Below are 20,635 nucleotides of genomic sequence, written 5' to 3'. Positions count from 1 at the left end.
ACCATGACCGTTGCAGGACTGGAAACCAAGCAAGAAACTGACCATGATATTTACCAAACGTCCACTATGCTCGCTCTATTAGATGGTCTTTATGACGGAGTTGTTGCCTTTGAGGAGTTGCAAAAGCACGGGGATTTTGGGATTGGTACCTTTGATCAACTGAATGGCGAGATGATCGCGTTCGATGGTGAATTCTATCACTTGCTTCCAGACGGTACGGCCCATCGCGTAAAACCGGAAGAAACCACACCTTTTTCCACCGTCACCTTTTTCCATGAAGATTTCACATATACTATTGACCGCCCCATGCATCGTGAAGAGCTGGAAGCTCTGCTGTTAAAGTTGTTTCCAAGCCGTAATCTGTTCTATGCCTTCCGTATGGATGGCACTTTTCGTGAAGTAAAGACACGTACCGTCCCTCACCAGGTGAAGCCTTACAAACCTTTTATCGAAGCGACCAAATCTCAGCCTACGTTCTCTTTTAACGACGCTTCTGGGGTGATTACAGGTTTTTGGACACCTGCCTATGCTCAAGGTATTGGGGTAGCCGGATTTCATCTGCATTTTATTAACGATGAACGCACTGGGGGTGGGCATGTCTTTGATTTTATCGTCGAAAAGTGCACCATCCGCATTTGTCAAAAATCCAATCTGCACCTGGTCCTGCCCGATACCCCGGATTACTTGAAGGCCAACCTGTCCAGAGAAAACCTGGAGAAGGAAATCGCCGTTACTGAAGGTGCGCAGTAATCGCAGCTATTTAACTCATCAATTTACAGACCCTATAGCCAAACAATAAACAGCAAAAGATCACAGTCAGGAAAGAGAATTACTGCTCTCTGACTGTGATCTTTTTATGTACGAGCGTATATATACGTTACTGCTTATGCTCTCACTCCGGTCCACCTATGTCTCGATCTGATCCAGTTTATCTGCATAATATTGAATGGCACGTGAGTACTCTTGTGTAGATAAATCCGAGGTCGTCTCAGCCACCTCCATTAGCAGCTCCTGCATGGCTTTCCCGAATTCCCCCAGATTATATAATACCATCACGTAAAATACCCGAAACGGTCTGTAATCCGGAAATTCGTCCATTCCTGTGTCCAAGCGGTCTGATACCACAATTCTGCATCATTTTGCTGCTGTTCTAATGCCTTCAAAAGAAGCTTTCGTGCTTCCTCTGCTTGCCCTGTTCGTCTAAGCTCGCCAGCTTGCGCCATGATATCGTTCATATTAATCCTCCACTTCTGACTCATGCCTATCTTTGAGATATATGTTACCCGACATTTGAATGCAATGTAAATGGAGTTTTTCCTAAGATTTAAAATCCAAAAAAACGACTCTCCTTACAGGAGAGCCGCTATATATCCGAAGTTACGGTTTATTTAACCTTCAATGATCCTGCAGTTAGTATTCCTGCTACACGCTGTGCGTCGAAAATACGCGAGAGCTCCTCTACTGCCGTCAAGTACAATAGACCGTTGCCTTCCAGCTTAGGAGAATTGCCAAGTGGAATCGTGCGTTTGATGAGTTGTGCATATAATTCCGGTTCGGTGAGATCACGCTCAAAGCTCGCACTTACCAGCTGCTTAATCAACGCCAATGCACCTGCTACGTGCGGAGTAGCCATCGAAGTTCCGCTAAAAGTCGCATATTTGCCGCCCGGAACGGTGGACAAAATATCTTCTCCGGGTGCAACCAAATCCACCTCATTATTAGAATTACTGAATTCTGAGGCGTGCCTGTCAAAATTGATAGCGCCTACGCTAATCACTTCATTATAGCAGCCGGGGTAGCCGAGCTCGTCCGTTCTGTCGTCACCGTCTCCCTCATTTCCAGCTGCACAGATGACCAAGATTTGGCTAGCTACAGCCTTTTTTACTGCTTCATGCAGCTCTGGCACATCTTCAGGACCGCCAAGTGACATCGATATGATATCTGCCTTTTGCTCAATCGCATAATAGATGCCTTGAATAATCCAGTCATATTGACCGGAGCCCTGCTTGTTTAGCACTTTGATGATGAGCAGGTCTGCCTCTGGAGCAACACCCACGACACCATCCGCATTTTCTGCTGCCGCAATGGTTCCTGCCACATGCGTGCCATGACCGTTATAATCCTTGAAAATTTCCGGATCACCTTGATCATCATCCGTGAAATTCCGTCCGCCAATAATGCGCGCCTTCAAATCAGGATGGTCCGAATCACAGCCCGTGTCCAGCACCGCCACCTTCACGCCTTGGCCTCGAGTCTGGTTCCATACCGCAGGAGCCTGAATCAGCTCTACACCTCGCGGTATTTCATTCACTTGTTGCTCCTGCTTGATCACTTGGTAAGGAATGATATGCACTTTACGTTCCATCCTATTCCCTCCTTCATGGATTCAATCGGAAACCACCCGTCTTTGAAACTATGAAACTTTGAAAACCTCTACTATATTCGAGGTTACTATATTCTAGCAATTTTTGAAAACTTTGAACATCCCCATTTTGCTTATTTTTGTAAAAAAAACAGACATCCCCCAATTCGCTTGGAGAATGTCTGTTGTAGGTTCTCTATCAGCCTTAGACGGATTCCGCCTGAAGTTCAGCCTTGGATAACAGCGATTTGTGCTGCCATTTCCGGCCCTTCCAGCGTAAATAGTGGAAAATGCCTCGTACCCACTCATCGCAGGCATGTGCAATCCACACACCCAGCACTCCATATCCCATATGAATGCCCAGCACATATGCTAACGGGATTTTAATCCCCCACATTGAAATTATGGCCATCATTAACGGGAACTGAACATCTCCCGCTGCTCGCAAGGAGTTAATGACAACATGATTAAACACTCGGCCCGGCTCCAGCAATATACAGAAAAGCAAAATCGCTGCCCCTAATTGAATGATCGCCGGCTCATCTGTAAAGATCGCCATCACTTCATATCGGAAAAAGGATACTACCACGATTACAGCAATCGTAATGATCAAAGACCATTTCAGGCTCCGTAAAAGTTGATGATAGGCCTTTTCCTTGTCTCCTGCTCCAATCAGGCGGGCAACAATAATTTCCGTCCCCTCCCCTACAGCCATTCCAAATACCATAAAAAAGTACACAATTGTATTCGAATAAAAATGGGTTGCGATTGCCGTTGTACCCATAAAGCTGACAAACCGGGTCACCATCATTTGGCTAAGCTGATAAGACAACCATTCCAGCCCGGCAGGAATACCAATCTTCAGAATGGCTACCAGCTTACTCCATTGTAGCTGTACATAATACCGGATGCGAATCGGCGCACTTACACGCTTGTACAGCAGTAGAAAAATCCAGACACATGCTACAACACGGCTAATAACCGTTGAAATCGCTGCTCCCGCCACTCCCATCTGCGGCAGACCAAACCAGCCATAAATGAGCAATGCATTTCCTGTAATATGTAAAATATTCATACCAATGCCCACGATCATCGTATCTTTAGTAAAACCATGCGATCGAATAACCGGACCCGCGGTTAGCATGAGCGCTTCCAGAAACAGCGAACCCCCTGCCAGCATCATATAAATCTCTGCATTTTCCTTAATCGTCGGAGTAATATGGTAAAAGGATAGCAAAAAATCCCGACTGACAATAAACATCAAGCTCAATGCCAGACCAAACACCAGATTAAAGGTTAGTGCCGAAGCCGTAACACGGCTTGCATCCACATGCTTTTGCGCCCCCAATAGCTGAGCAATGATCACACCTACACCAAGACCAAGCAGATTGAAAAGTATAATCGTAAATTCAATCAACTGTCTGGACACACCCACAGCCGATACAACCTCATCAGAAACATGGCTTAGCATGAACGTATCCACGCTACCCATCAAAATGTGAAACAACATCTCTATAAAGATCGGCCAAGTGATTGCAAAAACCGTCATCGTTTTAACGACTTGCGCTTGCTTGGAAGCGTTTTCCTGAGACAGTGACATCCTTTCGTATTCCTCCTAAATGCGAACCCAATCATTACTTACTTATTACTTATATCATTTATATCGATAACAATTACTCATTCAAAAAAAGTCATATGCTTTTTCATTTTATAATATTCCAGGCGGTCCCGCAATTGTCCTGTGTGGAATTCATACTTATGTCCGTCTGGATCTGTAAAATAGACTGGCCTTTTGTCCTGTTCATTCCGTTCTCGTCCGGACAAAATGATGACATTAAAAGTTCTCAGCTTGATAAGCGTGGTATTCAACATGATTCGATTGTCCATTGCAGAACGTCCTTCTTGTGGTTTTCGTTCAGGTAGACCTCGTTAAAATAATAATTTCTTATCAAAAAAAGACTATAACATCATCAAGATTGATGTTATAGTCCTTTTTTTAAAACTGGTCAAGAAAAAAACATCTTGGTTTTCATAGTTAAATTCTAGACTACCGCTCTTTAATTCAGCTAACGTTTCCTAAGCCTAAAGTATGGGCTTCTCAGACAATGAGCTTCATAAACTTAGTTGACCTACCTTGTAGTTCTGATAAATATGAGATTCAAAGAATAGAAACTGAAAAGGAAGCAAAGAATTCAGGAAAAATTTTAGTGGATAATGGTTTGAATACGGCTTCTTTCCACCATTTCTTCTCCATTTGCTTTCCTCTCCTTATTTAGCGTTTTTTAAGAATTCAAGCTCTTTGACAATACCGGGAAATAATTTATCTAGGTTGTAAAATGCCAGCAATACAATTTGCAGGGCAGCCAAGATAATTGGAACGTAGATAAACATGAAATGAATAGACGCTAGCGCTGTGGCACTGATTGTAGCTTGTCCACCAGCATATCCTCCCAATGCCAGTCCCCAACCGATGAGTGCCGCTCCGAAACCGCCTCCCGCTTTTGTGCCGAAACTACCCGCACTGTACACCAGTCCTTCGGTGCGCATCCCTGTCTTCCATTCGCCATACTCAATGGTATCTGACAACATGGCAAAGAAGGTTCCGAGAATAGCGGCATGTCCAAGCGCTTTAATAACGAGTCCCAGGCAGACCGCCATAAGACTTGCGGGACTGACGGCAATAACAAGCGATCCCACAATCAGGAGGATACTTCCGATAATGGATGAATTTCGTTTCCCGATCCGCTTGACGACGGGTGGCAATAACAGATAACCAAGCAGGGAAGGAAGGAGTAAGGATATGCCGAGCACCCCAATCAGATTGGCGTCTTTTAACACATAACGTGCGTAGTAAATATTCATACCTGTGCCCAGTGAGTTATTTATGAAATAGACCACAGCAAACCCAAGAATCAATTTCCAATACTTATTACGCATCAGCGCTCCAAAAGCACGTCCAAACGGAATTGGCTTCTGTACAACAGATGGAGTAACCCTTTCTTTGGTACTGAAGAAGGTAACGAGAAATAAGAAGGTTCCGAGCAAACCAAACAGAATAAAGGTGAAAATCCACCCCTTTTGACCGCCGCCGAACGACTTCACTAACGGAAGGGTGAAATAATTAATTAACAAGGCACCAATATTCGCCAGAGACATACGAAAAATATTAAGAAGAGAGCGCTGGTAAGAATCCTGCGTTATCATGGAATTAAGCACACCATAAGGGACATTAATGCTGGAATAGATAATGTTCATCAGCAGATAGGTAACGTAAATGTATAGAATAGTGATCGTCATATTTCCACTTGGAACCGTGAACAAGAGAATTCCAGACAACGCAAATGGCCCGGACATCCACAGTAACCAAGGACGGGCTTTCCCGTGTCTGCTCTTCGTTTTATCGATCAAAGCCCCAATCGCGACATCAATAAACGCATCCAGTACACGCGCAACTAGCATTAAAGTACCAATGACCCCGGCGCTGATCCCGATTACATCTGTGTAAAAGTAGGACAGAAAAGTCATTGCGGCGGCAAACAGCAACTGGCTGGCAAAATCACCGAATCCATAACCCATCTTTTCTTTCAGCGTAATATTTGAATCGGTTTGCTTTGAAGCCTCATTTCCCATTACAACAATATCGCTCGAACTTCTCATGCTCATGCTCCTTTTCCCTTGTTATTCTCTACAATCCCAAGCCATAAGGAAAACGTTTTCTTGATAATCAAAAAAACAAGCCGAAATACCTTGAATTCAGCTAGTTATTTGGTAAAAACAATCATTTATCTCCAGAAAATACTAGAAAACGTTTTCCGGAGTTGATTATACTCCCCCTATAAACCAAGGTCAAGCGCTTTCTTTGCTCTGGAATCTTTGTTAAACTCAATAAACTGATATAATAAATTCAATTGACTTTGAGAACCTTTTTCTAAATAAATACTTGCTTGAAAGTCGGTGTGTACAATGAAAATGACTATAAAAGATGTGGCTCGAATGGCCAACGTCTCCATTTCAACGGTTTCCAGAGTGATCAATAACAGCCAGACGGTGAACAGTGAAATACGCAAACGAGTTCTAGATGTCCTTGAAGCCACTCAATTCCGTCCAAATGCCATAGCGCGGACACTGGTAAAGAATAATACATCTCTGATTGGAGTACTTCTGCCCGAGATTAAAAACAATGTCTTTGATAACATGGTTGAAGGCATCAATCAAGTAGCGCATCTATACGGCTTCGATGTCATAATCGCCTTGTCAGGGGGGGGACGCGGACTCTGAAATACACTATTACAATATGTTCCGTGAAATGCAGGCGAGCGGAATTATCATATCGGTAGACGGAATCCGGGATGCGCTATACGCGCTCATTGAAGCGGCGGGAATTCCCTGCATCCTTGTCGGACGGGATTTTCGAGACAAATCCATTCCTTCCGTACATGTTGACAACATAACGGCTGCTTTTGAAGCGGTAACTTATCTAATTCAGCAGGGACATCAGGATATCGCGATGCTGCGGGGAGCTGCGGGAGATATTTCAGTGGGCAGTCAGCGTTTTTTGGGCTATGAACAGGCATTGAAGGCCGCTCACCTGCCAGTACGTCCTGAACGTGTGTTGGAAAGCGGCTTTTCAGTTGAAGACGGCGTAACCTCTATGAGAAAACTTTATCATTCAGGCCCATTGCCCAGTGCGGTGTTCTGCGCGACGGACCGAATTGCCATAGGCGCTATGAACTTTCTGACCGAGAATGGGGTGAAAATACCTGAACAGGTCTCTTTCTTGGGATTTGACGACATTGATATGGCTACAATAATCCGGCCTAAATTGTCAACTGTCCGATATTCAGCATCCGAACTGGGCATGGTCGCCGCCCGCAATCTCATTAAGCTTATTAAAGGAGAGGAATTGGCGGCTGTCCACTGGTCCATATCGCATCAGTTAGAAATTCGGGACAGCAGTGTAAAACATGGGGTATCCTAATCTTTGCATGTTCCTACGCGGTTGCTGGAAGTGCTTCACCGGCTAGGATGGATTTTGTCAGCTCCGACGCTGAATAATGGAAACGTTCTCTTGCAAAGTTTTTCCCAAAAGAGCTTACTACATTCCCATGATTATAATAATAATTATATGGGGGGCTTTTTTTACCGGCGGCCTGATTGTAAGTCAAACTTGGTTAACTTCGGAGGCCTCAGAAGCACCTGAATTTGCTAATAGCTTGTTTGTCTCCTTTGCAAATTTAGGTGTCACGATTGGCACCACCTTAGGCGGATGGTTTCTATCACAGATGGGAACACACCTGATTACCTGGAGTGGAGTATTATTTCTGTGCTTGCATCTATCTGCATTGGGTTAAAAATCAAGTTTTTTGATGTACCGAAAAGAAAATATGATCCTTCCTTGTATGCTTTTATCCCTCTTCCTTACAGCGAATCCTGTTCAGCCAATAGGCCCACGCTTCTGTATATTGATCGAGATCTTCCGGATGATGACGAATGCAGGTGGCTATACGAAAATATAGTCCCAGTAACACTTCCCTGTTTAGCTCGTATTCCCCTGTCATCTCCGGCTCAAGCTTCTCTAAGGAAGGCAAAATGGTATCGATGGTCAGCCTATCCGGTGAAGAACAAAAGGCGTATATCAGATCATATAGGGGTTCTCCCACCACGGGATCAGGATCAATAATACCCGTCAATGTGCCATTTTCGTTAAACACAAAATTATGTACTCCACAGTCGCCATGAAGCAAATATTTAATATTCCGTTGCGGCGATCCAGCCACAAGGGTATGAACGAAACGATGATCCTCACGGGGTAAAATGTCTTGTATGATCTTTCCAGATTCCTTCGTTCTGTGCAGCAGAAAATCTTTCCATTCCACAAACGGGTGGTCCGGATAACCATAATGACGTTCCTCACCAAAAGGCTTATAGTGCGAGATCACCTCCGTCGCCAGATGAAGCAACAAATTGCTTTTGTTTCGTCCATGATACTGTGTGAGCCCTGACCTGAACGTGTATACCAAATAACGGTGCAACGGATCTACATAAACCAAACGCGATAGTTTCTCAATCTGTACATAGGTATGTAAAAACTCCGCCTCGGCTTTTACAATCGCATGATCATTTTGCTTAATCACATATCGAGGCCTGGTACCATCCATGACAACAACCACTTCGCTCGAAGTACCGCCGGTCAGCGGTTTGAGATTTTGCATATGGCCTTCAAGCACGCCTGCTGCATAAAGCTCATTCAGGATTAGTTGAACGTCCATTTCACGCCTCCCTCCGTGCGTCTGATCCACAATGCGGCTGGCGATTTTTTGGATAATTTCATTAAGATAATCCCACACGTTCGCCAGCCGCTCTTCTTTTAAAAATAAATCTTTTCATGCTCCGTATAGATTTCAAGCGCCCGCTCCATCTTACGCACATAGGCCTCATCCTGACTAGAACATAGAAATGTAATGTGTCCCGCCTGCGATGGACTGGATTTTGGCGAAGGTTCCAGCAAATTACGCTCAGACAACACCTGTTTCAACCGTCTAACTGTTCCCTGGCTCCCGTCAATTAACTGAATATGAGAAGGCAGTAGTTCCCTTAGAATTTCCTTATAAAAAGGATAATGAGTACATCCCAATACCACCGTACCATATATGTCGAGATTGAACGAAGACAACTCACGGTTAAAATATGCGGACATTTCTGCCCGGTCAAAATTCAACTGTTCGCAATAATGTACTAGCTCCGGCAGAGGTAGTGAGTCCACGCTCCCATGATCGTCAACTCTGGATACGAGTGCTGCATAACAAGATTGTTTCAACGTCAATGGTGTGGCTAACACCAGAACTCTTTTACCATTAGCCCGGTTCATCTCGACCGCTGGCTTCACAGCTGGCTCCATACCAATAATCGGAATAGGATATTCCTTCCTTAGCTCCGCAACCGCGATACTTGTAGCCGTATTGCAGGCAATCACCAGTGCCTTAACATCTTCGTTTAGAATCGTTTGCACTGAAGCCTTGACATAACCAAGCACCTCTTGGGGAGTTTTCGTCCCGTAAGGCACATGAAGGGTATCCGCCATGTATACAAAATTTTCGTTTGGCAAACGTCTTAGTGCCTCGGACAATACTGTAATTCCACCCAATCCTGAATCAAAAAAACCTATCTTCAAGCTACTCACCTTTTTTCATTCAACTATGGTGCCAAATCTTGCTGGCACCATGTTCATTTCCTTCTTCGCCTACTTAAACTATTCTCTTCATTAGACTTTACATTTAAATTTTACCGCAAAACTGATATTTTGCAAAAGAAACACTTGAATTTTACAGTGTAAAAAATAAAGTAGCTTTTCAAAGTAAATTTAATATAAAAGCGTTGACAGATATTATCTTTATATTGTAATATTACATGGTAACTTACTAACTTAACTTACTTATTCAACTTACTTAGGGGGAAATAAATTATGTCTAAAGTATTATTTGTCAAAGCTAATGATCGTACAGCTGAAGAATCTGCAACAGTTAAATTGTATAACGCATTCGTGGAAAGCTACAAATCTTCCCACCCATCTGATGAAATCACTGAGCTGGACCTGTTCTCCGTCGAGCTTCCTTATTTGAACGCTAACATGATCAACGGCACGTTCAAATCCGCTAGAGGCATGGAGCTGAACGCAGAAGAAGCTCGCCTGGCAAACATCGCTAATGGCTACCTGGATCAATTCCTGGCAGCAGACAAAGTCGTATTTGCTTTCCCGCTCTGGAACATGACGATTCCAGCTGTACTGCATACGTACATTGACTACCTGAACCAAGCTGGTAAAACATTCAAATACACTGCTGAGGGTCCTGTGGGTCTTGTAACTGAAACTAAAGTAGCCCTGTTGAATGCAAGAGGCGGCGTTTATTCCGAAGGACCAGCTGCTGCAGCTGAAATGTCCTTGAACTTCATGAGTAACATTTTAACCTTCTTCGGCGTGAAAGACATCGTGAAGGTTGTACTGGAAGGACATAACCAAGCTCCAGATCAAGCACAAGAAATCGTTGCTTCTGCTGTACAACGTGCAGTAGACACAGCAAAATCGTTCTAATCATATATTATGAAGGGAAGAGGATATCCGCGCCCTATATGGGCTGGATATCCTCTTTTTTGTTATAAAATATAAAAACACGTGCTCCCCTGATCTGTAATCAAGTGAAGCACGTGTTTGTGATATGAGATTACGATTACTTCTATTTTAAGGAATGAATTGCTGCACGATTTTTACAACTTTACCGTCACGAAGCGTAACATGGTATGGAAATTGACTGAGGTCCAGAACGTCCTTTTTTGCAAAATCCTTCTCAAACTGTGTCAGCGGAATCGATTCGTTCCATTGTACGTCTGTATCTTCTATGTTACCCGTGTGATCATAAATCTGCACCTCTACCGAAGCATCTGGTGCAACCTGATACACGTCATTTTGCACGGAATTGTTTACGATGTAGTAGCCATCCGGCGCTCCATCCAATCCTGTATTTCCTTCATGCTCCACAAATGCTTTGTCTGCCGCCGCGCCTTCATACCATTCAATCGGGTCTGCCGACAAATAAATTTGTCCGTCACGAATCTCCATTTGGTTTATATATACGGTCTCCTGATTTTCAGCAGCTGCGACAGGCGTGTAGCCTTGCGCTGTTGCTCCTGCCGTCGTAATCAGCATCATCATTAAAGCCAATACGGTCCATTTCGAAGCTAGTTTCATCATGTCTGATCTCTCCTTGCCGTTTGGGTATGTACACGGTGTCTGTAAGCTTCATTACCCTTGTGTACTTATCATAAACGTTGCACGGTTAAAAAGTGTATCAGATACATAAAAAAGAAGTTACGATTTTTTAAGACTTGGTCTTAAAACTTGATAACATGTCCTATTTATCTTTGCTATCTTAATAACCCGACCTGACGTGCCTGTTCTTCGGTGAGAATAAACTCCTCATTTTGCCATACTTCGTCCTCTTTGGTTACAGCAAACATCCCCATGATCTCTGTCCATATTCCTTTGTCGACGGCTTCCTTTTGTGTAATGATAATTTTCATGAGAATTCCTCCTCCTGTAGAAATACATGCAATCCAACGCTGTCGATTTGTGTGGCCCACTACGCGAACAGATGGTAGGTCAAATATAATACTTTTATTTAAAGCCTCTACCTCTTATATGGAACTCACAATGCTTGTCCTAGATTTACATTATCGGAGTGCTTGAGGGCTTCTTGTCCCGCTTATAACATATGTACCCTTTTCCTACCGATATTATTCGTATCTTATTTGTAACCTTAAAATTTTAGTTTATTTTCGTAGTTAGTGACTTCTTTAGAAATGACTAAGCCCTAAAATAAAAACGGCTGTAGGTTATCCTACGAGCCGTTTTCACTAACAATTTTTCTATGCTTGGTTAATCTATTAGTACCATCAACATATACATATTCAATGGCTGTCAAAGCATTAAAGCAGCGGAGCGTTCGCCTTTGCCCCTGGATTTCTACCCTTGAACATACAAACAAGAAATCTGGGGGCATTTCCTAATTTTTATACAGAAAAGTAAAAAGGCTGTACGCATACTGGCTTGGACACGGTTACTTGTTGCCCGGTGTAGGTCAAGCGTCCACTTGCCTTGTCCACTTTGAACGTAACGATGTTATTGGTGTCGCGGTTGGCCACGAGCATATGGTTACCATTTGGAGTCAATGCAAAATGGCGTGGATGCTCTCCTTCGGCAGATACATGCTCCACCAAGCTCAGCTTGCCAGTTGCTCCGTCTACAGCGTATACCACAATGCTGTCATGCCCACGGTTGGAACCGTACAGATAAGCTCCATCCTCCGAAATTGCAACTTCAGCAGTTGTGTTTTCACCTGTAAAGTCAGACGGCAATGTCGGTACGCTCTCAAGCTCAGTGAGCTTACCAGCCTCTGCATCATATGCAAAAGAAGTAATGGAAGAATCCACTTCGTTAATGACAAAAGCAAATTTACCATTTGGGTGGAACGTCAAATGACGTGGACCTGCACCTGCATGGGTTTTCGTTTCACCATGGAGCACCAGTTGTCCTTTGCTGTCATCAATGGTATAAACACGGATCAGATCCAGACCGAGATCTTGTACGAACAGGAAGCGACCATCTGGACTAAAGAAACTGGAATGTGGATGTGGACGATCCTGACGTTCAGGGTGCGCTCCTTTGCCCTCGTGCTGTTTAACATCCAGCAACTCACCAATACGTCCGTCCTCAGTCAGAGACACCAGTCCCACCATACCTCCGTGGTAGCTGACTACAATAAGGTAACGATCAGATGGATCACGCTGAATGTGGCAAGTTGTTGCACCCACGTTTTCCGCACGATTCAGCAATGTAAATGTTCCTTTAACTGGATCAATTTCGAAAGCAGAAGCTTCGCCTACTTTTGCTCCTGCAGCAGAAGTCGTCTCCCCAATGGAATACAGCTTCCGATTTTTGACGTCCACATTCAGGAATGTAGGATTTTTCAAGCCGGAGAACTCATCCTGTAGTGTAAGTGCTCCTGTCTGTTCATTAAAAGTATACGAATAAACTCCGTTACCTTCCAATTCGGCGTAAGAGCCTGCGAATACGAGCAATTTTTGTTGCGCTGTCATGGTTGTGTCCTCCTTGGATTAAAAAAATGATGGGCAATTAGAATGATTGCTCCTGTTACAGATATCGCTTTAAGAGACGCGCTCCACCACGGGCTCTGTGGACAACGTCACATTTCCCGCTACAGCACGCGAGATCATGCATGAGGTTTCTGCCTGCTCTGCCAGTCGCAATGCTTGTTCGATCTGCGATTCTGTCGCATCGGCGGCCAATTGAACCTGCGGACGATGCACAATTCGGCGATATGTAAAAATATTGTTCGTTACATCGACAATCCCTTCGGATTCCAGCGCCAGTGACGCCACCGGGAGACTCGCGCGCTCCATCATCGCCGCCAAAGTAATCAAATAGCAGGTAGCGGCGGCACCGAGCAGCATTTCATCTGGATTGGTGCCCACACCAGGCCCTCCCATCTCGGCCGGGATCGAAATTGCAGTCCGCAACTGTCCAGCCTCAATACGACCGTCACTGTTGCGCCCCCCGTTCCAGTCTGCCTTGAGCAGAAAGGTATGCTCCATTTCAGGTCACTCCTCTCTCTTATATTATGAATCTTCACACAGGTGAATGTAAAGGTTAGTCAATCTCCTGATTTTTGGTTTCCGTACCCAGCAACCATACAGCCGCTGCTCCGATCAAGATAGCTACGAAGAAAATCACAAAGATAGATGGTAACGCTACGCCCTGTCCTACGAGTATACCGACTGCAAAAGGCCCGATAACGCCTCCAATACGACCAAACGCAGCCGCCATACCCACACCGGTTGAACGTACGGATGTCGGGTACAATTCTGGTGTATAGGCGTACATGGCTCCCCATGCACCGAGATTAAAAAAGGACAAGCAGATACCAGCAGCTAGCAGCATTCCCGCCGTTTCCGAGGTGCCAAACCAAATGGCAGACACGGCTGTGAGCAGCAAGTAGATGATCAGTACGAATTTGCGGCCCAGCTTTTCAATTAGATAGGCGGCGGTAAAGTAACCTGGGAGTTGGGCAAGCGTCATGATCAGCACATACTCAAAGCTTTTAACCAGTTCGAAACCTTTCATAAACATAATGCTCGGTAGCCACAGGAACATGCCGTAGTATGAAAATACAACTGTGAACCATAAAATCCACAGCATCAGCGTAGACTTGCGATTAGGTCCCGACCAAATCGAAGCCAATCGTGCACGCAGCGGAAGTTTAACGCTTTGCAGCTTGTAACGCGGTGAATCATCAATAGCTCTACGCAGATAAAGAGCGTACAGCGCAGGTACTGCGCCGAGAATAAATGCCATTTGCCAACCATACTTTGGAATAACAAAATAAGCAATAAGAGCCGAAAGGATCCAGCCTGCCGCCCAGAAGCTTTCCAGCAGCACAACCGCTCTCCCTCGTTCTTTCACAGGCACTGATTCTGACACCAGCGTCGAAGCAACCGGCAATTCCCCGCCCAAGCCTGCACCAGCAATAAAACGCAGCACCAGCAGCATTCCGAGGCCTGTCGCCAAAGCTGATAAGCCGCTGGCAATAGAAAAGATCAACAATGTCCACACTAATATGGCGCGTCTGCCGTAACGATCAGCCAAAATCCCCGCCAAAGCGGCTCCGAACACCATTCCTATCGAATTCATTGCAGTCAGCAGTCCAATTTGCTCAGATCCCAGATGCCACTCCTTTGCCAACGCTGCGACTATAAATGAAAGCAGCCCCACATCCATAGCATCAAACAGCCAGCTAAGCCCTGCGCTGAACAGCAATTTTCTTTTTTTGGCTGGTGGTAATGAAGTTAAGTCACTCATGATTCGCTCTCCCTTAAAAATATATCGTATGTAGACGTATATTCAGGTGTCTTGTCACCTGTAGCCTAGCATCTATTGTACCGTAAGCTTCCTTAATCTGCGAGCTTTTTAACACAGAAAAAAACGGAAGATTGCCTACGGCAATTCTCCCGCCTTCTGGAACCTGCCACTTACCGGTTTTGGACCAGACCGATGATCGTCACCATGAGCACCAGCAGCTGGATGAGTGTATCGTTACTCATTCCAATCGCCTCCATCCCATATGAGATACTCCTTCGGCCGTTTCCCCTCTCCCCGGATCATGACGCTTGTTCCCCAATACATACCTATGCAGGTGGCGGGAAGCTTATGATCAATAATGGATGAAAATCTCCATACGTTTAAGGTTTAATCCAGGACCACTGCAAATCCATTTCCTGAATACATTCACGGTTATCATGTTCATCATTGGCCACCAGCGGGGTCACTGGATAGATGTTCATGTCGCCTTGCTCATACGTGCGCAATAGAGGCAGCAGCTCATCTATGTTCTGGACAGACGGATCCAGCCATGAATCTATATGATCAGCTTCCAAAATAGCTGGCATGCGGGTATCGAATTCACGTATATCCGTATTAGCATGAACTGTCATCATCGTACAGGTGCGTAAAGGCTCCTTACGACTATCATGCCATACTTCATATAGCCCCGCGACCGCAAACATCTTCTGTTCCGGCAGTACCACCCTTACAGCACACATGCGTTTGCCTACTTTTCGCCAATAATAAAATCCATTGCATGGAATGATACAGCGTCGGGTTTCCGCCATCTTGCGATAACTCGGATTTACCCGAACCGTATTCAAGTCTGCATTGACACAATCCTTGCCCCAATAGGGAATAAATCCCCAGCGAAATTCATCAAGTACCCGTTCTCCATCCTGATGCAGCACAATTGGAACATGCTGGGTGGGACTCATGTTATAGCGTGTTTTGTAATAATACATCACCCGTTGTATACCAAAATGATTCCTTACCTCATCTAAATCAGCCGATAACGAAAACCTTTTGCACATTTGCTATTCATCCTTCCGCCTTTTTCACCTATTGTGCGGATATGCAAGGAAAAATATGCATATGCAGGTTATGCAAAAATCCAATAAACGCCAAAACATATAGCAATATCCCCGCAGTTGTAAAGCTACGGGGATAGATACTAGCTTATATTGTTATTACTTCTTTTCTACCGCGTGACCGCCAAATTCATTGCGCAGTGCAGCAACCACTTTCCCGTTGAACGTGTCCGCATCAAGAGAACGGTAGCGCATCAGCAAGGACAAAGCAATGACTGGTGTAGCAGCCTGAATGTCCAGTGCTTCTTCAACTGTCCATTTTCCTTCACCAGAAGAGTGCATAACCCCACGGATTTCGTCCAGGTTTGCATCTTTGGAGAATGCACGTTCAGTTAAGCCCATCAACCAAGAGCGGATAACAGAACCGTTGTTCCACACACGCGCTACTTGTTCATAATCAAAGTCAAAGTTGCTTTTTTCCAGCACTTCAAATCCTTCACCGATGGAAGCCATCATGCCGTATTCCACACCGTTATGAACCATTTTCAGAAAATGTCCGCTTCCGGATTTACCTGCGTACAAATATCCATTTTCCACTGCTGTGTCGCGGAAAACAGGCTCAACAACCGCCCAAGCTTCCGGATCGCCACCGATCATATAACAAGCGCCATTGCGTGCGCCTTCCATCCCGCCTGAAGTTCCAGCATCCATGAAGCTGATACCATGTTCTTTTAGACGGGCATGACGAGCAATAGACTCTTTGTAATGAGAATTACCACCTTCAATAATGATGTCGCCTTTGGACAACATCGGTTGAAGCTGATCCAGCACAGAATCAACAATTTGGTGAGGAACCATGATCCATAATACTCTAGGGGATTGAGTTGCCTGTACAAGCTCTTCCAATGTAGAAGCACCTTTAGCTCCATAATCCTTCATTTCTTGGATTGCGGCTGCATTGACGTCGTAAGCGACAAGTTCATGCTTATGATCAATCAAATTTTTCCCGAGATTCAAACCCATTTTTCCCAAACCAATTAATCCTACTTGCATAGTAATGGCCTCCTGCCGTAGCAAACATATTTTGGATATACTTTCTTGTTACTGTTAAGAACGAACGACTGCTTTCTCAGAGCTTTCGGTTTTTTCATCCAGCCACCATGTAAAGCCTTGCTCCTCTAACATTTGATCTGAAGCTTCTGGACCGTAAGAGCCTGCTGCATACGTGTGTAGTGGAACCTCACCACGAGCAAAAGCTTCCAGTACAGGTTGAACCCACACCCATGAAAGCTCAACTTCGTTCCAATGAGCAAAAAAGGTGGAATCTCCGCGCAGTGCATCAAAGATGAGGCGTTCATAGGCTTCTGGTACATCCTTGGCCTCGGAATGATAATTCATCAGAACCGTTTCCAGTTGACCAGCGTTTAGCGGGTCTCTACTATTCAGACGCAGCGTTACCTTTTCATCCGGGTTAACATGGATGATCAGCAAGTTCGGGTCAGTCGGTTGCCCTAGAGCGGCATAAGGATCTGTGCTATCCTTTTTGAATTCCACGACGATACGAGTAGATTTTTCTTTCATGCGTTTCCCGGTACGAATATAGAACGGCACACCCGACCATTGTTCGTTGTCAATCCATAGGCGAGCTGAAATAAAAGTATCATTTTGCGAATCAGGTCCGATATCCGGCTCTTCTTTATAGGAAGGAACTGCTTTTCCGTTGATCTCACCGTTGGTATATTGGCCTCTAACCACGTTGGAAGCAATATCAGAAGGATCAAGTGCACGAAGCGCGTCCATAACCTTGCTTTTTTCGTCACGCACCTGGTCAGCCGTGACATGTCCCGGCTTGTTCATAGCCGCCATCATCAATACCTGCAGCATGTGATTTTGTACCATATCACGAATAGCGCCAGAGTGATCATAGTATCCTGCTCGCTCCTCTACTCCTACAGTCTCAGAAGCGGTAATTTGCACATTGGCGATGTACTGATTGTTCCATATCCCTTGAAGCAACGGATTAGCGAATTTTAAGGCTTCAAGGTTTTGAACCATAGGCTTGCCTAAGTAATGGTCAATACGATAAATCTCATCCTCAGCAAAGGTTCTACTCAGGCGATCATTCAACTCACGTGCGGATTCCAGATCGTGCCCAAATGGTTTTTCGATAATGAGCCGTTTCCAACCCTTTGTTTCAGCTAAACCACTCTCCCGAATATTGAGGGCAATCACATCAAAAAATTCCGGTGCCACCGATAAGTAAAACATGCGGTTCCCCGGAATTCCCAAGTCATTTTCACGTTGCTCAGCAAGCTGTAGCAGCTTTTTATAATCTTCCGGGTAGTTGACGTTCAATGCGCTGTAACGGAAAGCACTTAAGAACTGATCCATCTGTGCGCGGTCTTCATTCACGTGTCTGGAAAAATCCTTAATGGATTGCTCTACATTACTTTGAAATTGCTCGTCTGCCACTTCACGACGCCCCATCCCAATTACAGAAAAGGAAGCCGGAATTTTACCTTCTACAAACAAATTATACAAGGCAGGGTAAATTTTACGTTTAGCCAAATCCCCTGTCGCTCCAAATAAGACAAATGTCATTGAATCCATGAATTATTCCTTCTTCCCATTATAAAGATGAGGTTATTAAAAGTTACCTGAGGAATTAACGTAACCCATAATACACCCAAAATAAGGGGCAAGTCAATCAAATTTTAGCGAAATCGTGAACATTCGATATATCCTGTAATGATAACGTTTTCTGTGGTATGATTGACGAAAGGAAAGAGAAAAAAATGTTAAATATGTCACAGTTGACACAAAGCGTTATAGTTACTATTGGTATACAGAGTTACTTTTAGTATACTGTTTAAAACAACAATGAAATTGAGGGGATTCAGATGAGCGACGACAGGCAGCCTAAGCTTTTGTGCGGTAAGGTGGAACAGTCCTTTCAGATCATCAGCAAAAAATGGACCGCTCTCATCATTCATACTTTGATGGAACATCCCAAACGATTTAGTGAAATTCACGTCTCCATACCCGATCTTAGCAAACGCATGCTGAACGAACGCATCAAGGAACTAGAGCTTTCCGGCCTGATCCTTCGCAATGTCATCACAGAGCGGCCTGTGCGTACCGAGTATTCGCTGACACGCAAGGGTAAAGAGCTAGGTGATGCATTGAATGGTGTGGAGAGCTGGGCCGAGAGATGGCTTTAACTTCTAACAGGAGATCGTCACACATGGTCTCCTGTTATTGTGTTACCCCATGTGGATCATAATACAGACTACAGTACGAAAATAATGGAACAACCACGCAGCAGCTCATGATTTCAGTCTGAGCCAAGGAAGGAAGAGAACGATGGCATTTGGCATTACCCGGCAGGAGCTTATGGCCTGGAAAAGAGAGGTCAGTCGTGGTGAAATTGCTTTTCTGACACATTACTGGCTGGATGATCGCTTTCCAGGCATTACAACCGTCACCAAGGTGGGATGTTCTGATTTGGACAAGCTGCGCTTATGGTGCAACCATAACGGATTGGACCCCCAATATATTCATCAACGTCAGGCCTATCCGCATTTTGATCTTATCGGCAACAAACAGACAGAAATTTTACGTAAGTACGGCATGAGCGATCAATTAAAACGCTTTGAACTTCATCTCCCAACGAGTACACGCCCATCGTTCTAAACCGCAGCTCTCAGAGCTGCGGTACTTTTGTTTTCATACCCGTTAATACCTTGTGTATCCAAATCGCTGACATAGCTCCTTCTCCCATCGCCACAGTCGCTTGCTCGGCATGAACTCCTAAGTCCCCGGCTACCCACACATTTTCCACATTTGTCATTTTGCTGCGAGGATGAGTTTCAATGTGCTTATTATGCAGCAGATGTACACCCAGTTGCTCTGCCAGCTCTGAATGAACATGATTGCTGCCAAAAGCTAAAAAGCCCCGCTCTGCTCGAACTACTTGTCCATCGGCCAGCCGCACTCCTTCAAAACAGCCCGGTTCTCCGGTTATAATCTCAGAAATAGCGGCTTCCTTATAGCCAATCCCTTTTTCCCGCAGCTTTTCGCTCAGCTCGTCCGGCACCTCTGAACGCTCATGATTGACATATACAAGTTGATCGGTGCGCGCTGATAAAATCAGAGCCATGGAAGCTCCTGCTTTGCCTGCCCCCATGACGACCGTACTGCGATCCTGAACCTCATAACCGTCACAATCCGGGCACACATATACACCGTTGCCCAAGCAGGCTTGTAACCCATCCAGTTTTGGAAAACGGTCCGTTAGCCCTGTCGCCAACAGCAGCGTCTTTGACGAATACACGGAGCCTTCCTCCACTTGAATGTCAAAAAGCTCATCCCTTTTGGCGGCTTTTACCGCCTTCCCTACAATAAACTCAGTACCTAGTTTTGTGGCTTCATTACGTCCAAGCCGTCGCAGCTCTTCACCAGAAATTCCGTCAGGAAAGCCCAAAATATTATGATACTGGTGGCATAGCGTAGATCGACCATAGCCCGAATCTATCACTAGAACTCGATGACTGCTGTATCTCCCCAATTGAATCGCTGCTTGCAATCCGGCAATTCCCCCACCAACAATAATGCAATCATAGTTCATAACTTTTCCTCCTTTGAATGCGCGTTATCCTAGACATCTGCATAAAATCGCAATAACACCTATGTAAACTTCTCATCCAATTTTAAACATAATATCACCCACTAACGGATGAATTAACCGCTGTGTCTGTATATATCAAAGCTTACATATCTTAAAAATGGAAT

The 20,635-nt window shown here is 44.8% G+C and carries 22 protein-coding genes and 2 pseudogenes; 7 read left to right on the top strand and 17 right to left on the bottom strand.

The window, feature by feature from the left end; translation table 11 throughout:
• The first annotated feature begins 3 nt into the window (after positions 1 to 3).
• Entirely contained in the window at positions 4 to 750 is a 747-nt protein-coding gene (gene budA, locus ACWA2B_RS21625; protein ID WP_029519072.1) for an acetolactate decarboxylase, read from the top strand.
• Positions 751 to 906: 156 nt separating this feature from the next.
• Here budA and ACWA2B_RS21620 read toward each other — a convergent pair whose 3' ends face one another.
• The 6 genes and pseudogenes from ACWA2B_RS21620 to ACWA2B_RS21595 all read right to left on the bottom strand — a co-directional run bounded on the left by ACWA2B_RS21620 (position 907) and on the right by ACWA2B_RS21595 (position 6,019).
• A complete protein-coding gene (locus ACWA2B_RS21620; protein WP_239645263.1) occupies positions 907 to 1,056 on the bottom strand; it encodes a hypothetical protein in 150 nt (49 codons plus the stop codon).
• Positions 1,053 to 1,235 (bottom strand): tetratricopeptide repeat protein, encoded by a 183-nt coding sequence (locus tag ACWA2B_RS21615; protein WP_029519070.1) that lies wholly within the window; start codon positions 1,233 to 1,235, stop codon positions 1,053 to 1,055. The genes ACWA2B_RS21620 and ACWA2B_RS21615 overlap by 4 nt, the downstream gene beginning before the upstream one ends.
• 149 nt (positions 1,236 to 1,384) lie before the next feature.
• Complete coding sequence (locus tag ACWA2B_RS21610; RefSeq protein WP_029519069.1) at positions 1,385 to 2,365, bottom strand: S8 family peptidase; 981 nt, start codon at positions 2,363 to 2,365, stop codon at positions 1,385 to 1,387.
• Between the two features lie 202 nt (positions 2,366 to 2,567).
• A complete protein-coding gene (locus ACWA2B_RS21605) occupies positions 2,568 to 3,962 on the bottom strand; it encodes an MATE family efflux transporter (protein WP_069010230.1) in 1,395 nt (464 codons plus the stop codon).
• 77 nt (positions 3,963 to 4,039) lie between these two features.
• Positions 4,040 to 4,198 (bottom strand): annotated as a pseudogene (locus tag ACWA2B_RS21600) (metallothiol transferase FosB); the annotation flags it as partial.
• 432 nt (positions 4,199 to 4,630) lie between these two features.
• Positions 4,631 to 6,019, bottom strand: coding sequence for an MFS transporter (locus tag ACWA2B_RS21595; RefSeq protein ID WP_039273459.1), 1,389 nt, complete (start codon positions 6,017 to 6,019; stop codon positions 4,631 to 4,633).
• A 312-nt stretch (positions 6,020 to 6,331) separates the two neighbouring features.
• On the opposite strand from ACWA2B_RS21595, the gene ACWA2B_RS21590 reads away from it, so the two are divergent.
• The 3 genes and pseudogenes from ACWA2B_RS21590 to ACWA2B_RS21580 all read left to right on the top strand — a co-directional run.
• The gene (locus ACWA2B_RS21590; protein ID WP_449292607.1) at positions 6,332 to 6,640 is read left to right on the top strand and encodes a LacI family DNA-binding transcriptional regulator; all 309 of its coding nucleotides are present in this window, start codon (positions 6,332 to 6,334) and stop codon (positions 6,638 to 6,640) included.
• A 16-nt stretch (positions 6,641 to 6,656) separates the two neighbouring features.
• The gene (locus ACWA2B_RS21585; protein WP_449292606.1) at positions 6,657 to 7,340 is read left to right on the top strand and encodes a substrate-binding domain-containing protein; all 684 of its coding nucleotides are present in this window, start codon (positions 6,657 to 6,659) and stop codon (positions 7,338 to 7,340) included.
• A 112-nt stretch (positions 7,341 to 7,452) separates the two neighbouring features.
• Positions 7,453 to 7,730 (top strand): annotated as a pseudogene (locus ACWA2B_RS21580) (MFS transporter); the annotation flags it as partial.
• A gap of 37 nt (positions 7,731 to 7,767) precedes the next feature.
• On the opposite strand, the gene ACWA2B_RS21575 reads toward ACWA2B_RS21580, so the two are convergent.
• Positions 7,768 to 8,631, bottom strand: coding sequence for an aminoglycoside phosphotransferase family protein (locus ACWA2B_RS21575; protein WP_165147401.1), 864 nt, complete (start codon positions 8,629 to 8,631; stop codon positions 7,768 to 7,770).
• Positions 8,632 to 8,729: 98 nt separating this feature from the next.
• A complete protein-coding gene (murI, locus tag ACWA2B_RS21570) occupies positions 8,730 to 9,533 on the bottom strand; it encodes a glutamate racemase (protein ID WP_209948066.1) in 804 nt (267 codons plus the stop codon).
• Between the two features lie 291 nt (positions 9,534 to 9,824).
• Between murI and ACWA2B_RS21565 the strand changes: the two genes are divergently transcribed.
• A complete protein-coding gene (locus ACWA2B_RS21565) occupies positions 9,825 to 10,451 on the top strand; it encodes an FMN-dependent NADH-azoreductase (RefSeq protein WP_029519056.1) in 627 nt (208 codons plus the stop codon).
• 147 nt (positions 10,452 to 10,598) lie between these two features.
• Here ACWA2B_RS21565 and ACWA2B_RS21560 read toward each other — a convergent pair whose 3' ends face one another.
• The 8 genes from ACWA2B_RS21560 to zwf form a co-directional block, all read right to left on the bottom strand.
• Positions 10,599 to 11,108 (bottom strand): hypothetical protein, encoded by a 510-nt coding sequence (locus tag ACWA2B_RS21560; RefSeq protein WP_029519055.1) that lies wholly within the window; start codon positions 11,106 to 11,108, stop codon positions 10,599 to 10,601.
• A gap of 173 nt (positions 11,109 to 11,281) precedes the next feature.
• A complete protein-coding gene (locus ACWA2B_RS21555) occupies positions 11,282 to 11,437 on the bottom strand; it encodes a hypothetical protein (RefSeq protein WP_023988309.1) in 156 nt (51 codons plus the stop codon).
• 489 nt (positions 11,438 to 11,926) lie between these two features.
• A complete protein-coding gene (locus ACWA2B_RS21550) occupies positions 11,927 to 13,012 on the bottom strand; it encodes a lactonase family protein (RefSeq protein WP_039273468.1) in 1,086 nt (361 codons plus the stop codon).
• Positions 13,013 to 13,081: 69 nt separating this feature from the next.
• On the bottom strand, positions 13,082 to 13,528 hold the full coding sequence (locus ACWA2B_RS21545) for an OsmC family protein (protein ID WP_165147407.1): 447 nt from the start codon (positions 13,526 to 13,528) through the stop codon (positions 13,082 to 13,084).
• Positions 13,529 to 13,583: 55 nt separating this feature from the next.
• Positions 13,584 to 14,792, bottom strand: coding sequence for an MFS transporter (locus tag ACWA2B_RS21540; protein ID WP_165147410.1), 1,209 nt, complete (start codon positions 14,790 to 14,792; stop codon positions 13,584 to 13,586).
• Positions 14,793 to 15,172: 380 nt separating this feature from the next.
• Positions 15,173 to 15,847, bottom strand: coding sequence for an SOS response-associated peptidase (locus tag ACWA2B_RS21535; protein WP_449292605.1), 675 nt, complete (start codon positions 15,845 to 15,847; stop codon positions 15,173 to 15,175).
• Positions 15,848 to 16,003: 156 nt separating this feature from the next.
• Positions 16,004 to 16,897, bottom strand: coding sequence for a phosphogluconate dehydrogenase (NAD(+)-dependent, decarboxylating) (gene gnd / locus ACWA2B_RS21530; protein ID WP_029519049.1), 894 nt, complete (start codon positions 16,895 to 16,897; stop codon positions 16,004 to 16,006).
• 54 nt (positions 16,898 to 16,951) lie between these two features.
• Positions 16,952 to 18,454, bottom strand: coding sequence for a glucose-6-phosphate dehydrogenase (zwf, locus tag ACWA2B_RS21525; RefSeq protein ID WP_449292604.1), 1,503 nt, complete (start codon positions 18,452 to 18,454; stop codon positions 16,952 to 16,954).
• Positions 18,455 to 18,744: 290 nt separating this feature from the next.
• On the opposite strand from zwf, the gene ACWA2B_RS21520 reads away from it, so the two are divergent.
• On the top strand, positions 18,745 to 19,065 hold the full coding sequence (locus ACWA2B_RS21520) for a winged helix-turn-helix transcriptional regulator (protein ID WP_007430161.1): 321 nt from the start codon (positions 18,745 to 18,747) through the stop codon (positions 19,063 to 19,065).
• A 142-nt stretch (positions 19,066 to 19,207) separates the two neighbouring features.
• Complete coding sequence (locus ACWA2B_RS21515) at positions 19,208 to 19,537, top strand: hypothetical protein (RefSeq protein WP_069010239.1); 330 nt, start codon at positions 19,208 to 19,210, stop codon at positions 19,535 to 19,537.
• Positions 19,538 to 19,547: 10 nt separating this feature from the next.
• Here the strand turns inward: ACWA2B_RS21515 and ACWA2B_RS21510 are convergent, their stop codons facing one another.
• The gene (locus ACWA2B_RS21510; protein ID WP_165147417.1) at positions 19,548 to 20,471 is read right to left on the bottom strand and encodes an NAD(P)/FAD-dependent oxidoreductase; all 924 of its coding nucleotides are present in this window, start codon (positions 20,469 to 20,471) and stop codon (positions 19,548 to 19,550) included.
• Positions 20,472 to 20,635: the final 164 nt, after the last annotated feature.

The organism is Paenibacillus sp. CMM36 (assembly GCF_053570945.1).
This window is presented reverse-complemented; position numbering and strand designations above follow the sequence as displayed.

Excerpts from the sequence above, each read along its gene's own strand:
- ACWA2B_RS21605 (WP_069010230.1), bottom strand. The coding sequence starts at position 3,962 with ATGTCACTGTCTCAGGAAAACGCTTCCAAGCAAGCGCAAGTCGTTAAA.
- ACWA2B_RS21555 (WP_023988309.1), bottom strand. The coding sequence starts at position 11,437 with ATGAAAATTATCATTACACAAAAGGAAGCCGTCGACAAAGGAATATGG.
- ACWA2B_RS21585 (WP_449292606.1), top strand. The coding sequence starts at position 6,657 with ATGTTCCGTGAAATGCAGGCGAGCGGAATTATCATATCGGTAGACGGA.
- ACWA2B_RS21560 (WP_029519055.1), bottom strand. The coding sequence starts at position 11,108 with ATGATGAAACTAGCTTCGAAATGGACCGTATTGGCTTTAATGATGATG.
- ACWA2B_RS21545 (WP_165147407.1), bottom strand. The coding sequence starts at position 13,528 with ATGGAGCATACCTTTCTGCTCAAGGCAGACTGGAACGGGGGGCGCAAC.
- ACWA2B_RS21520 (WP_007430161.1), top strand. The coding sequence starts at position 18,745 with ATGAGCGACGACAGGCAGCCTAAGCTTTTGTGCGGTAAGGTGGAACAG.
- ACWA2B_RS21595 (WP_039273459.1), bottom strand. The coding sequence starts at position 6,019 with ATGAGAAGTTCGAGCGATATTGTTGTAATGGGAAATGAGGCTTCAAAG.
- ACWA2B_RS21550 (WP_039273468.1), bottom strand. The coding sequence starts at position 13,012 with ATGACAGCGCAACAAAAATTGCTCGTATTCGCAGGCTCTTACGCCGAA.
- ACWA2B_RS21590 (WP_449292607.1), top strand. The coding sequence starts at position 6,332 with ATGACTATAAAAGATGTGGCTCGAATGGCCAACGTCTCCATTTCAACG.
- gnd (WP_029519049.1), bottom strand. The coding sequence starts at position 16,897 with ATGCAAGTAGGATTAATTGGTTTGGGAAAAATGGGTTTGAATCTCGGG.
- ACWA2B_RS21515 (WP_069010239.1), top strand. The coding sequence starts at position 19,208 with ATGGCATTTGGCATTACCCGGCAGGAGCTTATGGCCTGGAAAAGAGAG.
- budA (WP_029519072.1), top strand. The coding sequence starts at position 4 with ATGACCGTTGCAGGACTGGAAACCAAGCAAGAAACTGACCATGATATT.
- ACWA2B_RS21575 (WP_165147401.1), bottom strand. The coding sequence starts at position 8,631 with ATGGACGTTCAACTAATCCTGAATGAGCTTTATGCAGCAGGCGTGCTT.
- zwf (WP_449292604.1), bottom strand. The coding sequence starts at position 18,454 with ATGGATTCAATGACATTTGTCTTATTTGGAGCGACAGGGGATTTGGCT.
- ACWA2B_RS21610 (WP_029519069.1), bottom strand. The coding sequence starts at position 2,365 with ATGGAACGTAAAGTGCATATCATTCCTTACCAAGTGATCAAGCAGGAG.
- ACWA2B_RS21615 (WP_029519070.1), bottom strand. The coding sequence starts at position 1,235 with ATGAACGATATCATGGCGCAAGCTGGCGAGCTTAGACGAACAGGGCAA.
- ACWA2B_RS21540 (WP_165147410.1), bottom strand. The coding sequence starts at position 14,792 with ATGAGTGACTTAACTTCATTACCACCAGCCAAAAAAAGAAAATTGCTG.
- ACWA2B_RS21510 (WP_165147417.1), bottom strand. The coding sequence starts at position 20,471 with ATGAACTATGATTGCATTATTGTTGGTGGGGGAATTGCCGGATTGCAA.
- ACWA2B_RS21535 (WP_449292605.1), bottom strand. The coding sequence starts at position 15,847 with ATGTGCAAAAGGTTTTCGTTATCGGCTGATTTAGATGAGGTAAGGAAT.
- ACWA2B_RS21565 (WP_029519056.1), top strand. The coding sequence starts at position 9,825 with ATGTCTAAAGTATTATTTGTCAAAGCTAATGATCGTACAGCTGAAGAA.